Raw genomic sequence first — 15,668 nt, 5'->3', positions numbered from 1 at the left:
CCTCATCCAAATTCTTGGTTACTTTTAAATGAGTGTAATATTACTTATGACTCTACAGAAAGGTGAAGCATTGTTGTGATATTTTGCCAAGAATGCTGTTTACTCAGTGTTCTTAAGCTTACGGGTCTTTCAATTTGTGTGTTGACTTTTAAGATACCGGTTGTTTCAACAAAATTACTAAAAGCATCTAACCATTCTTGGGCTACAGTCTTAGAGAGCCCTTGTCTTTGTAGATCTTGTAACCACTGATTATTTTGAACTTCGTTAACCAGTGATGTAGGTTCAGTATCTGGAGTAGACTGCAAGGTAAGTTTATGCCATTCCTTAATACGAGATAACAAACCACGATCTTCGAATTGTAAATCAATATGCTGAACTCGTAGGCTACCTAATCGCTGGTTGGTTAAGTCATAAGGTAATGATGTATTTCCAGATAAAATTGATACCCCTATTTGCTGAAGTTCTTTTCTAGCGAGGCGAAGCCTGTCGAATGTTGTATCTGAGATTAATGAACCAAGGGAATCAATTTGTAATTGTGAATGAATTTCAACGCTATCAAGTTCAGGAGTGTATTCCCAGTCAATAGCTAAGTTCATGGGCTGATGTTGGTAACCCATTGCAATGAGTACTCTTAGTGTGGGGCGAGCAGGGTGATCGGGAGGAATTAAAAGGTTTAAATGATTAATGAAATCTACATTATAACCTTCAATTGTTAGTGTACCTGTATACCAGTCTTCTGGCTCTTGAATTGTCACTAATGTGGTTGAAACTGATTCAACATTAATCGTGAGAGGTTTCCCTTTAACCTCGTATGTAATTGTTGGGTTAAGAAGGGTCATTGATTGAGTAAGTGGATTGTAGAACGCATGATCATATTGAAAATCATCAAGTAATTGAAGTTTTTCAAGCTGAGCTATCAAGCGTTTCTCTGCACTAAGTTGAAGATAGAACCAGCCACCAATGATGAGGCTCAGGGTTACAATAGCAATAACTGTAACTTTTAAAAAGCGATTCATTACAGCTCCTATTACTGCCACTCGTCAATGTTATAGCGTTTTAAAACTAGCTGAGTCACGTCATTAAATTCGGCACATTTTTCCTGTTTACATGCAGCAACTTTTTTTACTTCTAGTTGTGGAATCAGAAAGTGGTTACTCGCTTTTATTTTTGAGTTGCCAGTAACTTGTGCCCATAATAAGTACCAGCCTGGTTTAGTTAGTGCTGGATGGTTAGTTATGTGCATTAAATAAGGCCAATCTGTAGTTGATTTATTAGTATCAGTGCTGTCGATATGAACTAGATTGAAGACAGGAATAGGTTTTTTCTCTAATAAAGATGTTGCGGCAGCCTCTAAGGGGTTACCTAATTGATCCGCTTTAGGAAATAGATAAGTGAGTTTGGTTGCAAAATCCGCATTGCGTAACATTTGAGTATCTTGTCGAATTAATGAAGAAATTGCACCTTCCTGCGGTGTAGGTAGTGGCTTACGTTCGGAGCTATCCGATGAGATCAGTTTTTCAGAAAAATTTTCTTCAAGCCAATTATCCCTATCTTTAGTTGCCGTCACTTGAAAGATAATGTGTTCATTATTTTCAAGTGGGAAGGTGAGCTTATTAACGGCCAGTAGGTTAAACGAAGTTACATTACTTGTTATTTTGCGGAGTAAGGCTTCAGCTACATTAAATAAGCCTTGGCGTTGGGTAGAACTCTCACCCATTTCTGGGCTGGATACAACAATAACTTTTCGTTGGTTGAAGTGCCATACTCCGTTATTCATAGTAAGTAAGCCAATAAAATGTGCTTTAAGTTTAGGCGCATTACCAAGGTAAAAGGAGAGATACTGTTGTTGTTGAAGCTGAAAGCGGTGTAAAAAAATGGAATGAGCTAGGTTGAGCTGGGGATCAATAGGAAATCCATGAGCAAATTTACCGTTTAACCGGTTTAAAATATAGCCATCAGTTTGATGAGTAGTTACTTTTCCCAATCCATAAACAAACCGTTTGCTGTCACAGCTTAAACCAGTGTATTCAATGTAAAGAAGTCTGGGGTCTTTCCCTGTGGGGATCTGTGGGATCCGAATTTTACAGCGTTGATCTTTAGTGCTTATTTCATAGTCTTTTACACCAAAGTAGGATAATGCTTCTTGGTATTTTGGCGGTTCCCATAGGCTGTTTTCTGAACTGGATTGTTCCGATGATGCCTGATCTACGACTTCGTGGCTTGGAGAAGTTTCTTGAATTGGCTGGGTATTCATTTCAAGTTGCCAATTCTTGCTACGTGAGGCTAATCCTGTAAAAGCTACAACACCATTGTGCTTTTTGGCTGTGATGATGACGGTATTCACTGCAGGACAAAATGTAGGGTCATTTTCTTCTTTTTTAGTATTTAGCAAAATACCTAAACGTTGAGATAGCTGCTGAACTTTAGTAGTGTTGGAAAAACTCTTAGCTGACTCGCCTTGTAGGAGAATATTAACTTGTTCACCGCACCATACTGCATTGTCTTCTGCAGTGGCATATATCCTGAGCTGCATTGTTTTTGAATGAGCGATTAGTTGTTTTTGATTTGCTAGCGCAGCACTAAAATTCAAACTAATGAGGCTGATAAGAGTTAGCTTTGCAAGAAGACCCATAAATGGATGACCTTTATCACATCTTTGATATGAGGGGTTTACTGTGATGGATATGTCCCGTTTGGGATAGCGTGTATTTCTATATGACCTCATTATGACATGCCAACTTTTTTGGGTTTCCACTTTGTACTTCATGCCAAATTATTTTAGGTTTAGATGTGACATTAGGATTCATGGGAGTTGACTTAATTATTCACGAACTTCATGTGGCATGTTAATGGAAATGAATCCTTAAACGCGATGAGGTTATTGTAGATAGAGTTATTTTAACTGTTCTAAAGCATAGTATGAAACTTGATGTATATAAATGTGAAGCTTTGCCCACCCCTTTGTCTCTAAGTTAGAGTCTTCAATATTATCGACAACTCTAATTGCTATAGATAAATCAACACACCAACGCTTAAAATGGTTTGCTATCAGTCAGTGTATATTAATAGCAATTAACTATTACTTAGAGTGGTTACTTCTTGTAAGTAAACAGCAACAAAATATAATACTGAATATGTATAACAATGAAAATTTTATTCTTTTTGGGTATATTTGTTCAATAAATGGATGAATGAGCTATCTTCTATCATCATTTCGGTTGCTTTAAGTAATAAGTTCGTCAACGTGATGTTATGTTTGCTAAATGCACAATGTAAAGAATATTCCTTATCTATCAGAGAAGAGAGTTTTAATCCTTCGGCATCACCTGTTCGAACTCGGTGATAAAAAGAGTATTCGTTGTCAATTAGGGTATAAACGCGTTGCATCTGTAGTAATTTGTATAGGCTAGATGTTTTTTGCTTATTAATTCTACTAGCAATACCTGTGTCAAATAGCTTTGTGAGCATCGGGCTATAATGATAACCTAAGTGAGTTCCAATAAATCTACTTTTAAGATCATCATAGCTTTTTAAATCAGGTGTATTATTTGAGATGATGAAGAACTCTTTACGTTTTAGTACTTCTGGTCCCCACAAAAGCTTATCAGGATGATATGACCATTTAGGATTATGAAAGCATAACATCTGGATACTGCCTTTAACTAACATTTCATCAGTACGTTTTGTTGGTAATTGAGTAAAGACTGGGACTAAACCTGCTTTTTGGGCAATATTTTTAGATATGTCAAATACAATACCACCAATTAACTTGCCTTTTTCTGCAAGATGAAAAGGTGGGCCATGAATAACATAGCCAATATTTACAATAGTACTTTTGGCTTGTGCAATATTAGCTAGTAAGAAAAAGCACAGAGTGACAGTTTTCATGAGATAGTATTAATTGTAGAAAAACTATGTCATAGCTTAGTTATCAATATAACCACGATACTACACTCAGTATATATCAATGGTAGTGGAGATAATTAAATATTCGATTATTTAATTATACATAACAATTAAAAGTAACCTTTTTTAAGCTTTTAGTTCGAGTGATTTTTTTACTTGTTCAGTGAGCTCGACTGTGTATCCAACTTTTTTCAGAACAAAATAAATTTTTTTGAAATCCATGATCATACCAATTTCAAGAAGTCTGGCGGGGTCTACCCAGATATATTTGTCGCTTTCATTTTGTTTTAAGGTGATTTTTTGTTGATCGTCCTTTAGTGTGCATTTAAAGTAATAATGGCCTTTTATATTAGCGATTAAATCGCGAATAGTAATATCTAGCCCAGTTTCTTCCTTGGTTTCTCTAATACATGCTTGCTCAGCTGTTTCGCTCGGTTTTATTCCTCCACCAGGAAAACACCATTGATGCGATCTTGAAGATTTAGATGATCTATGAATGAAAAGAAGTTGACTCTTTTTGTTGCTGATAATTGACCATGAAGGCATGTTGTTACCAAATGATGAATAAGCGACCCACAATATCTTAGAGAGTTAAGAGTATTGTGGTAAAGAAGAATTGAACAACACGGTTCAAAAGTTTAAAACGAATGTTTAATATTGGCCTTGTTTACTCTAGTTTAAGCATTTGCTTTTATGTTGCTAAGGGAGTGGTAAGTAAATATACCTATATTGGAAGATGGAGAAGAGCGTAGACAATAAACGCTAAGAAGGGGATAGGGGCAACCAGAATGGAACTGTTGCCCTATGTTTTTGTGCTTACTTGCTTGTAGTTACGTTTTGCGAGTTGTTGATATGGGGTAGTTTAGGAGCTAGACCCGGTTTTGAATAAGAAGTATCCAAGTCCTAATTCAATATAAGCAGAGAACCTCCAAATGATTTCTGGAAGTTGAATACCAATACTTTCTCCCCATACATCAAACCCAGAGTAACTACCCACTAAGTCCACCAATCCAAATAGAATCAGAATTATTCCAATAAATTTCATACTTCTTTTCCTTACTTCTTAAGTGAATAAAGACTTTTTGAATTAATAAATTGAAAGTCGCAGAGTATATAATGGTTATTAAATGTTATTTTGATGTAACTCATCATGTAGTACAAACAGGTAATTATGCCTATATTTTAATAGCCCCACAAAAATTTTGTAATAAAGTTATTCATTTTGCCAATAGTTGATCGGTTTTGTAGGTGTTTATACGTAACTTCCTTTTGATTTTTTACACTGTAAAGCATGATCCGTAAACGCCATTATCTGTTAAATAATCAAAAAGTCATTGCTTTTTTAGATGGGTTTTTATTAATAAAATTTAGAACTATTGAATTCAAATTTTTATTAATATACCTGTGCTGAAGGATGTATCATTATTTTTTTGAGTTTTGAAGATTGGTTAGATGGTTGGTTGTATTTTATACAAAAATATATAATTATTGATTGGTAATAATTATTAAAAAAGAATTTGATTTTAAATTGAAAAGTACTCTTTCGTATGTTGGTGATTTAGCACTGCTCAAGCTATTATTTGTTAAGATAATAGCTCAATTAAGTTTCAATAATTGTTTAGCTGTAAATGAATAAACCAAGTTTACCATTGATATTCCACTTAGGGTTAGCCTAGAAAGAACATTCAATTGATAGCTTGATTTAGTATATAAAGTGATTTTGCCATCCCATACAGAGGGCATTCGCGTTATAATAGTGTCATATAACATATGAAGACAGAGTTATTCATGAATACAGAACAAACATTATATGCACGTAGTGAATCTAAATGTGAGCTTTGTGGCGCTTCAGAGGATTTAGCTGTTTACGAAGTGCCACCGAACTCCACTCACAGTCCTGAAGACACGTTACTTGCGTGTCGTACTTGCACGGATCAGTTGGAAGACCCTGAAAAAATTAATGTGCATCACTGGCATTGCCTTAATGAGAGTATGTGGAGCCAAGTACCCGCTGTCCAGGTTGTGGCATGGAGAATGTTAACACGTTTAAGTGGCGAAGGTTGGCCTCAGGACTTATTGGATATGTTGTACCTGGATGATGAAACCCTGGCTTGGGCAAAGCAGACGGGAGAAGGCGCATTCTCAGAAGAGGCTGTGAAGCACATAGATAGTAATGGTGCACTATTAGAAGCGGGAGACAATGTTACCTTAGTGAAAGATTTGAATGTGAAAGGAGCTAATTTTACCGCTAAGCGTGGAACTGTTGTACGAGGAATTTCTTTGGTTGCAGATAACCCAGAACATATTGAAGGCCGAGTGAATGGGCAGCAAATAGTAATTCTGACAAAATTCGTTAAAAAATCTAATCCAAAATAATATATTGTTTAAACCATCTCTAAACTGAGATGGTTTACTATTTATACGTTTAGGCATTCAGTAAGTACAAATCTTGGAATTTTTGAAGCAAGTGAAATGCATCCTTGCCCATAATAAAATTTGAAACGCTTGGCATAAAAAATTTAAACTCTGTTTAGCTGACAGTTAATTTAGTTGATGCTTTTCTATAGAATAAATTAATTTGGCTATAATTTGAAAAGTGTAGCGACATATTGCGACAATAAAATGCTTTAAATAGTCTGTATATTTATTTATAGTGAGTTATAAGACATTCATAGTAAGTCATTAAATTGATAATTGCTATGTAAGTCAAGTTTTATGCAATAAATGCTTTATGACTGATATTGGATCCTAATACATAAAGCATACTGACGAATAGAGTTATTAGTAATACGTTGGTATCGATTTATTGAGTATTCTCAATTTCCTTGCTCGTAATTGTGGCCTATCTCCATCTTTTGGTTTTCCCCTGCAGGTGGAGATAGATTTTTTTATGCCATTCTTGAAGAATTAGGCATAGATTATCTTACCCATCTACCTAATTCAAATCCTAAACCTTGGCTTTACTTACATTAAGCTATATTCATAGACTTTAGTTTTATACTGAAAGTATCACCTGACTAATTAAATCTCAAAAAATGATTGCTATAAATTATAGTTATAAATATTATTTTTGGCGGCTGAATTCCTAATTAATATTTTTTATTATCGCTAACGCTAAAATAATGTCAAAACTTATGTTTAAAAATGTTTATCAGAATATACTGAAGAATTATGAGTGCATAATCAGTATTTAGCAGGATGAGATGAATAAGTAATTTAGTCCGTTAAAAAAGGTGAATATTTAGGAAAACGCAGTTTTAGATAATAAATTCATATTGTTACTAGGTCTCAGGGATAGATGTAGCATCTTCCCTACAGTTGATGCTTTATAAGTCATTGGTTGCATTATATACAATATCACCCATATTGAGTACTAATAATCGTTTTTAAAGATAATAAATCAATTTCATGGTATGTTAGTGCAAGATTTACTTAGTGCAACTCAACTATATTATTAAAATGATGAATGAAATGATGTTATTAACATATGCTAGCTTAGCTATGGCTTTAACCTTAGGCGTACTTGCCGCTGATACTCGTATACATATAGTGCGTGAGTTAGTATTAGGATTTTCTGTTTTATCAGTCCTCTTATTTACCTGCAGTGATCGGCTGTCATTAATTATATCAATACTGTTAATAGTGTTGTTAGTAACATGCTATTTGTTAAAATTCACCAAACAAAAATGGCTTTATTTATCTTTGTTTGTTATATGTTGTTTGTTTTCTTTTTTGTTAGCAATACATTCTATCCCTGGCATTGAAAATGTACAGTTGTATAACAATGTTACAGTATCTGAAGGGGCTCCAGCATTTAATCTAAATGCCAATTTTGATAAAGGCATTGCTGGTATTGTATTGTTACTCTTGATAACGTCACGTTCATCTGGACTTATTAAATATGTGAAAAACTGGTTGTTAATTCCTATTGTATGGCTTGTTCTTTTTTTTATTGCTTGGTTGACAGGATTGGGTTGGGAGCCAAAGTGGCCTGAATTTACCTTAGTGTTTTTTCTAGTAAATCTTTTCTTTACATGTATTGCTGAAGAAGCCTTCTTTCGAGGCTTCATTCAACAACGTTTGCAGCATGTAATGATTCACTTTAAGCATGGACAAGCATTAGCTTTATGTTTGACCAGTCTATTATTTGGACTCGTACATTTTTCTGGAGGTATTCCATTTGTAGTACTAGCTACATTAGCGGGGTTTGGTTATGGGGTGATTTATAATCAAACAGGAAAACTTTCTGCTGCAATTTTGGTTCATTTTGGTCTAAATGCACTGCACTTTACCTTGCTAACATATCCAGTACCATTATAAATATTAGGAGTCAGTCGTTAGATACTTATAGTTATTATCAGGATTAGTAGACATTTAATTAATTATTTTTTGTCCGCTAACCCATGTTCGGTTGATCATTGGGTGCTCTTCATGGGTAGGACCCCAATCGCTTTCTGGGTGATAGGCGATTACATCCATACTCTGATCGTTTGTTTTGAAGTTATGTAAAGCACCAGGGGGAATCATAAATATCATACCCTCATGTAATTTGATGGTATCATTTCCAGTACAGCATATACCATTTCCTCTTGCAATGATTCCTGCGCGCATGCTGGGGTGAGTATGTGGAGTCTGATTTATATGAGGGGGAAAATGCAAGAGATTTAGGCAAGGGTCACCTGCTAATGGAGGACAACAAAGTAATGTATCAGTGCAACCATCTATGTAACGGAGTCGGCCAGCGTGTTCAATAGGGCCTCCCATTATGTGTATTCCTTGATAGCCGAGACGCTGACATATGACAACGCTAGTAAATGGTTGTAGTATCAATTGACAACCTGTGGGTATGTGAAACCATTGTTCTCGCCTTACTTGCCAGTTTACCATGTTATCCTGAATGGATAACTGACCAGCATACACATATCCAAAACAAGCACCAGCATTATCAATGTGCACTATGGTAGGTTGGTTTTGATCAAAAGTTTGATAACCAAATAATCGAGTGGGAAAATTACTCTGACTATCATCAAACAATAATCCGGAATAGTTATTCCATATCATTAAATCTTCCATATTTTACCATTTATACTCTGTTTTGTCGGTTTCACTGTGAACTATCTTCAAATAAAAGTGATTGTATCCATTTTAAATAGAGTGTTTTTCAATGACTAATCTACGCCAAATCTCAAAAGTTAAAAGCATCCAAAGTTTAATGCCAAACCGACTATTATGTTCACCTGTATTGTAATTTATTAACTGTTTAAGTCGTTCATAATTGAATATGCCTGATTGAGTTACTTCCTTTTTAGAAAAAATATGTTTTATATAGCGCTTCATTTCACCTTGGCACCAAAACTGGACAGGTACACGCATACCACTTTTAGCTCGATTAATCACTATAGCGGGTAGTTGCGACTGATAGGCTTGCTTAATCACTAATTTTTCATCACCATGATTAATTTTTTGATTACCAGGTAATCTAAAGCTAAAACGTACAATACGTTCATCAAAGAGAGGAGATAGAGCATTTAATTTATGAGCTTGCAGCATCCGTTCAACTTTAGGCAAAATTAAATGTGCACCTTTTAAACGAATATTCATAGCCATTAGTTTATTAAGTAAAGTATCAGGCATTTGGGTATTGAAGAAAGGGGATAGTATGCCAACCAGGTCTGTATCATGAGAGAAAGAATGCTTTACATCTGGTGTTAAAAGTTTATCCAATTCATCATATGCGCGCTGAAAAGATTTTAGGTAATTTATTTCTCGCATTTGTTTATCTGGACCAGCAAAATCAGTTCCATACCAGTGACTTAGTAACATACCGTAATTTTTGGGGCCACCGAAACATGGGTCTCCGCCTTCGCCATTAAAAATCCATTGGCTGTAATTGCTAGCATATTGGGCCAATTCAAAATTGGGCACTGTTATTGGGTCACCAATCGGGTCGTCTAATAACCAGATAATATTGCTTAATCGTTGTAAAAAATGCTTAGGCTTAATATGTACTTCATGATGTTGGGTATTATGCTGTTTTGCTACAGCTCTGGCATAGTCTAATTCGTTTGGGTATTTTTTACCAAAGTGGATTGAAAATGTGTTCAGGTTTTTTGGTTTTAGACGTGCTAACTCCACTGTCACCACACTTGAGTCCAAGCCTCCAGATAAAAAGATACCTAAATCATTTGTGTTTGGCAGTCTATCCCCTACAGCAGATGTTAATAAACGTTTAAACTGAAGGGCTGATTTGTCTACAGTTTGTGACTGAAAAATAGGCTTGACTGACGCTTGTTCAAAAAGAAAGTAGCGTTTCAATGCATACTCATTATTTTTCCAGGTAAGATAGTGTCCAGCAGGTAATTCATATAATCCTTTCAGCATAGTATTGCAGCCCGGTACAAAACTGAAGCTAAGATACTGTGCTAATGCAGCGTAATTCAACTGTGGTGAAAAATGAGGTAATTGATGTATAGCTTTAGGCTCGACTGCAAAGAACAGGGTTTGTTCTACTTGGCCAAAATATAGTGTTTTTTGACCAGATCCATCTCTTATTAAATAGCCTGTATTTGACAACCTGTCATATAAAGCAATGGTGAATGCGCCTTCAAGGTTGCATAATGCGTTTATTCCATTTTGAACATAATTCACTATTATATCTTGCGGCTTTGTATTATATGTTTCACCAGTAAAAAAACCATTGATCACTAAAACTAAGTTGTCCTTACGCCATACACCGGCGTGATAGTTATGATTAGCCTGGTCAGGCACTGTAGCAACGATTGCTGTAAACTCACTTGTTGACACCTGCTGAGGACTGTTAGTAAATCGATATTCAAGCTGGTAAAGCATTTGCTGAATGATTTCGCCGGGTTGGCAACCAAAATAGCCAATAAGTCCGCTCATGTTTTTATTTTTTATCCAAAGTCATCTGCTAAAGAGAAGGATACATATGAAGAGGCTGCAGTGGCTGCACCCAGTAGCAGCATATCTTGTAAATGGGATTTATCTTTACTCATTAACTGTGTAGAAAGAGGGTAAGGTAGCATGTCTACTGCACACTTTGTTATTCTCATACGTCTATGTAACGGCTTAGCTTGCTTGATTTGTGCTTCGTAATAACCGATATCGAATACTTGTTTAGGGTTTAACTTAACGTTGAAGCTTTTTTCAATGGACAGAATCATTTTGACTTTGGTTTGACTCGTCGAATGTAATAAAAGAATAGGTATATTTTCTGTTTGCTCAAGTAATGTTTTAAACTGATTTTTTAAGTAGAGTGGATAACCATCTTTTGAAACAATTAAACCTTTGGATCGCATATGCTCATCATTTAATATTAAGCAATCGACAAATAAAGGATCATCAACAACAATGATACGATCAGCGCCATAGGCAAATATATCACTTTCCTGACATTTAGCTGGAGGGTTTTTAAGTTTAGGCTGACTAATTAAGTAGTCATTGTTTCTACCGGCATCCATCCACCGTTTGTAGTAATCTGAAAAATTATCTATACTCATCGGTTTGTTAGCATTCATTACCAGGATTATTACAATGCCAGTTACAATAAGCGCGATTATGAGTCCAAAAAATGATAAAGTACTAATTAAAATTGTTGAAAGAATAATGCAAAAAATGACAGCAATAATTAAAGGTGCGTATAATGATTTCGCAGAGGCTTTTAGAAATACACTGTAAAGCATGTTTTTAGTAAAGTAACGTGTGTTAAGTGCACTGGCCTTTAACTCTAGTTTTTTCATTTTATTATCATTAAAAGGCTCAGATTTAGCGTTGAATATAAATCTATAACCACATGAGCATTGAGTATTATAGCCCTTCAGAAAACCGTTACATGATGGACAGATCATTGTAATACATCCTTGCAGACCTTACTTAAAATAAAGTATTTACAGTTTAGCAGTAGTTAAGCTGTAAGCTACTTGGTATATATCACCATAAGTTTATCTTGCGCTGATTGGGGTGCCCATACTTCCCCTGGTCGCCCTAAGATTTGTCTCACCTGTCCATTTGGACTAGGAATAGTAATGCGAGCAAAGGTTTCTGTATTTGGGTCAAAACGTACAATAGCATTAGCCGCAAAATCGCTCAGCCATACAATATCCTGGTCATCTACATAAACGGCATAAGCCTTGGGATTATTTCCAGGGAGTGTCCATTCACGCCATTGTTTGGTTGTTGTGTCATAAACTCCAACTTTACCGGCAATCCATTCACTTACCCAAATCCGGTTTTTAGAATCAGACCATACTCGTCTGGCACCTTGTTTTGGCGTGGGTGGATCAATAGGCTTGGCAGTGCCTGATTCAATATTGATATGTGCAATATGATTACCTGCAAGCGAAGCATAATAGACTTCACCGGAAGGGGTAGTATGAATGCCATATGGACCGCTTCCTCTTGGCGCTGGAAAAACGTTTACGGCTTTTGTTGTAGGATTAACGTTGCCGTATACCCCGGATTGACCGGTAAACCATAAAATTCCCTCATTATCAAAGGTTGCAGTGTTTAAATTGGTGTAACCTGTATTTTTGGCTAAAGGGAAGTGTTTTATTGTTTTAGTTTTAGGATCAACCCGGATAATGGCATTAAGACCGCCATCAGTTACCCAAGGTGCTCCATCTGGGCCTACAATAACGCCATGGGGAGCAGAGCCTTTTCCTAAAGGAATATGCACTGTCTGTCCAGTATTCGGGTTAAGATAACCCAATGCACCTTTACGTTGAGCAGTATACCAAATGCCGCCATCTACAGCGGGAGCTACATCATGAGGGCGAGAGCCAGAAGGTACTGGGTACTCTTTTACGGTAAAATCTGCATACGATAAGGAAATGGATGTACAAATTATGAATTGTAAACAAAAGGTGACAAGTTTTAAGTTATTCCAAGAAATTATTCTTGCTGTTTGTTTTGAAAAAAGTAACAGTAACGTTTTAGTGTGCCCCTTCATGCCTTTATCTCCTTACCATCATATAAATTCTATTGTAGCGTTTGATGCTAACAATGCAGGGCAATAATTGAGATAATACAACGTTATCTATTTAAATATTCATAAAGCTTCAGCAGTATTTTATGTCGATTAAAAAAGAGTCACTGTTTAATCAATCTTATAAGATTTTTACTTAAGAATTAAATTTAAGGGTACCTTTAAAAATACACAAAATCACTATTTATAGAGGTACCCTTAAGGTTAGTTTATGAGGTTATTTCAGAAAATATACCATTGACAAGTTTTAATAGGTCATTAGGGTTTAATTCGATTTCTAAACCTCTTCGGCCTCCACTCACATAAATAGTAGAATGATCTTTTGCTGAAGAATCGATAATGGTTCTTAATCTTTTCTTTTGTCCAAGAGGACTCACACCACCTAAGATATAGCCTGTTGAGCGTTCTACATCAGCTTTTTCAGCCATAGAAGCTTTTTTTCCACCTGCAGCTTTTGCTATGAGTTTCATATTGAGCATTGAAGATACAGGGATAACACCGACAACAAGTTCTTTGCTATCAAGATTGACAACTAATGTTTTAAAAACTCTTTCAGCGGGTATACCCATTTTTTCGGCAGCTTCCATCCCATAGGATGTGCTTGATGTATCATGAATATACTCGTGCACTTTGTGAGGAACTTTTTTCTTAATTGCTAAGTTGATACCAGGTGTCATTTGAACTCCACATATTACTCATTGATGAAAACGACTTTTATTTCAGGGTATATAGTCTTTAAGCAAAATTAAGAGTTATTTTTTTCTCGTGCAATAATATTATTTTTTTCTTTCTTTTCTTGGCTTTTGATTATCACATTAGGATGCAACTCACTCAGTAAAATAGATTGCCCGGACTGAATAACAATACGTGCATGGTGACGGGTTAATTCTCTCGGCTCTTTTAACCCACAAGAATGGGCAATGATACCCACATAATGAACCATGTTATGTGCATAATTTTTAACACGTTCAGCTTTGTCAGGAACCACCAAGCCTTTTTGAAGCTTGGGGTCATGAGTAGTAATGCCCGTAGGGCAGGTGTTTTTATTGCAGCGCAGTGCTTGAATACAGCCTAGTGCAAACATAAATCCTCGGGCAGATGTAACAAAATCTGCACCAAGACAGATGGCCCAGGCGACATCTGCCGCATTAATTAATTTACCAGAGGCTATGACTTTAATTCGTTCTCGCAGGCCATATTTATTTAATTTATCAACCACTAAAGGCAAGCTTTCAGCAAGTGGCAGACCTACATAATCCATTAAACTCATGGGGGCCGCACCTGTGCCTCCTTCCGCACCATCAATGGTGATAAAGTCTGGTGCATACTCTTCCCCTCGGCGTTGGATAGCATGGAAGAGATCATCCAACCATTCACTGTCACCAATTACTGTTTTAAAGCCGACAGGTTTACCTGTGATGCGACGAACACGGTTTATCATATCAAGTAGATCTTGGACGGATCTAATTTCTGGGTGACCATTGGGGCTGATAGAGGCTTGCCCTTCTGGAATACCTCGGATCTTTGAGATTTCTGCTGTGACTTTTTCAGCCGGTAGAATACCTCCTTTACCGGGTTTTGCCCCTTGGCTGAGTTTTATTTCAAACATCTTTACTTGTGGATAATCAGCGATTATTTTTAACTTGCTGTCGTCCAATAAGCCGTCACTGTCTCGAACACCATATTTGGCTGTGCCTATTTGAAAGACCAGATCACATCCACCTTGCAAATGGTATTCTGATAAACCACCTTCTCCAGTATTCATCCAAATACCGGCTTTAGCCGCACCTGTGGATAATGCTTGTATTGCGGGTGTGGATAAAGCACCGTAGCTCATCCCTGATATATTAAATAATGAAGCGGTTGCATAAGGCTCATGACAATAAGGTCCAATGGTGATACGTCTTGGCTCCACCGCATCCTCAGTAAGCGTGGGGAAAACACAGTTCATGAACATCACAGTGCCAGGCACATTTAAAGGACGAGTGGAACCAAAAGCGACGGTTGAATCAACATTTTTTGCAGTGCGATAGACCCAGCTTCGTTGTGCGCGGTTAAATGGCAGTTCTTCACGGTCCATGGCAAAGAAGTACTGTCGAAAAAACTCTCCTAAATGTTCAAATGTGTAGCGAAATCGGCCAATAATGGGATAATTACGGCGAATAGCGTGTTTTGTTTGGGTAATATCAATACAATAAAGAAAGATAAGGTAGATCACAAACAATACAAGTGCGATGAGTATCAACCCAATGAAACTATCAGCCGCAATGACTAAAAAGCGAACAGCAAGATCCAGCTCCATTGTGATTATCCTTAATAGCGTCAAGTAAGAGGTTATAGGTTGTATGTCAAAACGTCGAAATACCAGTAATGGCTCTGATAATCGATCTGAAAACAGTCGTTTGGTTTATACCACAGATGGTGGACGAATTGATCCTGAGAAAAATAACAATGAGCCTGTATCAACGTACACAGATGGTGTAGTACGTGTGCGCAGAGAGGTCAAAGGTCGTGGTGGTAAAACCGTCACAACGGTCACAGGACTTCCACAAACCGGCAACGACTTAAAAGCCTATGCAAAACAGTTAAAGCAGTATTGTGGAACGGGCGGTGCGGTGAAGCAAGGAATTGTTGAGATTCAGGGCGACCACGTTGAAAAGCTGCTACAACGGTTGACTAAAGATGGCTATCAAGCAAAACAAGCAGGGGGCTAGCAATTAGTTAAGTTGGGTAAGTGCTACCAATAAGTTCTTCTAAA

General features: G+C 36.6%; 14 protein-coding genes. 3 read left to right on the top strand and 11 right to left on the bottom strand.

Annotated elements, in window-relative coordinates; translation table 11 throughout:
- Positions 1-44: 44 nt before the first annotated feature.
- The 5 genes from ACQ96U_RS14230 to ACQ96U_RS14210 all read right to left on the bottom strand — a co-directional run bounded on the left by ACQ96U_RS14230 (position 45) and on the right by ACQ96U_RS14210 (position 4,951).
- Positions 45-1,016 (bottom strand): hypothetical protein, encoded by a 972-nt coding sequence (locus tag ACQ96U_RS14230; RefSeq protein WP_431721934.1) that lies wholly within the window; start codon positions 1,014-1,016, stop codon positions 45-47.
- 11 nt (positions 1,017-1,027) lie between these two features.
- A complete protein-coding gene (locus ACQ96U_RS14225; protein ID WP_431721933.1) occupies positions 1,028-2,632 on the bottom strand; it encodes a hypothetical protein in 1,605 nt (534 codons plus the stop codon).
- 521 nt (positions 2,633-3,153) lie between these two features.
- A complete protein-coding gene (locus ACQ96U_RS14220) occupies positions 3,154-3,888 on the bottom strand; it encodes a substrate-binding periplasmic protein (RefSeq protein ID WP_431721932.1) in 735 nt (244 codons plus the stop codon).
- 144 nt (positions 3,889-4,032) lie between these two features.
- Entirely contained in the window at positions 4,033-4,452 is a 420-nt protein-coding gene (locus tag ACQ96U_RS14215; RefSeq protein ID WP_431721931.1) for an NUDIX hydrolase, read from the bottom strand.
- A gap of 316 nt (positions 4,453-4,768) precedes the next feature.
- Entirely contained in the window at positions 4,769-4,951 is a 183-nt protein-coding gene (locus ACQ96U_RS14210; RefSeq protein ID WP_431721930.1) for a hypothetical protein, read from the bottom strand.
- A 743-nt stretch (positions 4,952-5,694) separates the two neighbouring features.
- On the opposite strand from ACQ96U_RS14210, the gene ACQ96U_RS14205 reads away from it, so the two are divergent.
- Positions 5,695-6,282 carry a PhnA domain-containing protein gene (locus ACQ96U_RS14205; protein WP_431721929.1) on the top strand — a complete coding sequence of 196 codons (588 nt, stop codon included), beginning with the start codon at positions 5,695-5,697 and terminating at the stop codon, positions 6,280-6,282.
- Positions 6,283-7,377: 1,095 nt separating this feature from the next.
- Complete coding sequence (locus ACQ96U_RS14200) at positions 7,378-8,226, top strand: CPBP family intramembrane glutamic endopeptidase (RefSeq protein ID WP_431721928.1); 849 nt, start codon at positions 7,378-7,380, stop codon at positions 8,224-8,226.
- Positions 8,227-8,280: 54 nt separating this feature from the next.
- Here ACQ96U_RS14200 and ACQ96U_RS14195 read toward each other — a convergent pair whose 3' ends face one another.
- The 6 genes from ACQ96U_RS14195 to ACQ96U_RS14170 form a co-directional block, all read right to left on the bottom strand.
- The gene (locus ACQ96U_RS14195) at positions 8,281-8,967 is read right to left on the bottom strand and encodes a cupin domain-containing protein (protein WP_431721927.1); all 687 of its coding nucleotides are present in this window, start codon (positions 8,965-8,967) and stop codon (positions 8,281-8,283) included.
- A gap of 84 nt (positions 8,968-9,051) precedes the next feature.
- Positions 9,052-10,809 (bottom strand): asparagine synthetase B family protein, encoded by a 1,758-nt coding sequence (locus tag ACQ96U_RS14190; protein WP_431721926.1) that lies wholly within the window; start codon positions 10,807-10,809, stop codon positions 9,052-9,054.
- Between the two features lie 11 nt (positions 10,810-10,820).
- A complete protein-coding gene (locus tag ACQ96U_RS14185) occupies positions 10,821-11,666 on the bottom strand; it encodes a hypothetical protein (RefSeq protein WP_431721925.1) in 846 nt (281 codons plus the stop codon).
- 176 nt (positions 11,667-11,842) lie between these two features.
- The gene (locus ACQ96U_RS14180; protein ID WP_431721924.1) at positions 11,843-12,874 is read right to left on the bottom strand and encodes a Vgb family protein; all 1,032 of its coding nucleotides are present in this window, start codon (positions 12,872-12,874) and stop codon (positions 11,843-11,845) included.
- Positions 12,875-13,119: 245 nt separating this feature from the next.
- Positions 13,120-13,587 (bottom strand): Cys-tRNA(Pro) deacylase, encoded by a 468-nt coding sequence (gene ybaK, locus ACQ96U_RS14175; protein WP_431721923.1) that lies wholly within the window; start codon positions 13,585-13,587, stop codon positions 13,120-13,122.
- A gap of 68 nt (positions 13,588-13,655) precedes the next feature.
- Complete coding sequence (locus ACQ96U_RS14170; RefSeq protein WP_431721922.1) at positions 13,656-15,212, bottom strand: FMN-binding glutamate synthase family protein; 1,557 nt, start codon at positions 15,210-15,212, stop codon at positions 13,656-13,658.
- A 43-nt stretch (positions 15,213-15,255) separates the two neighbouring features.
- Here ACQ96U_RS14170 and ACQ96U_RS14165 point away from each other — a divergent pair, with 43 nt between their 5' ends.
- Entirely contained in the window at positions 15,256-15,624 is a 369-nt protein-coding gene (locus ACQ96U_RS14165; protein WP_431721921.1) for a translation initiation factor, read from the top strand.
- Positions 15,625-15,668: the final 44 nt, after the last annotated feature.

It is taken from the genome of Zooshikella sp. RANM57, assembly GCF_050749885.1.
Lineage (GTDB): Bacteria > Pseudomonadota > Gammaproteobacteria > Pseudomonadales > Zooshikellaceae > Zooshikella.
This window is presented reverse-complemented; position numbering and strand designations above follow the sequence as displayed.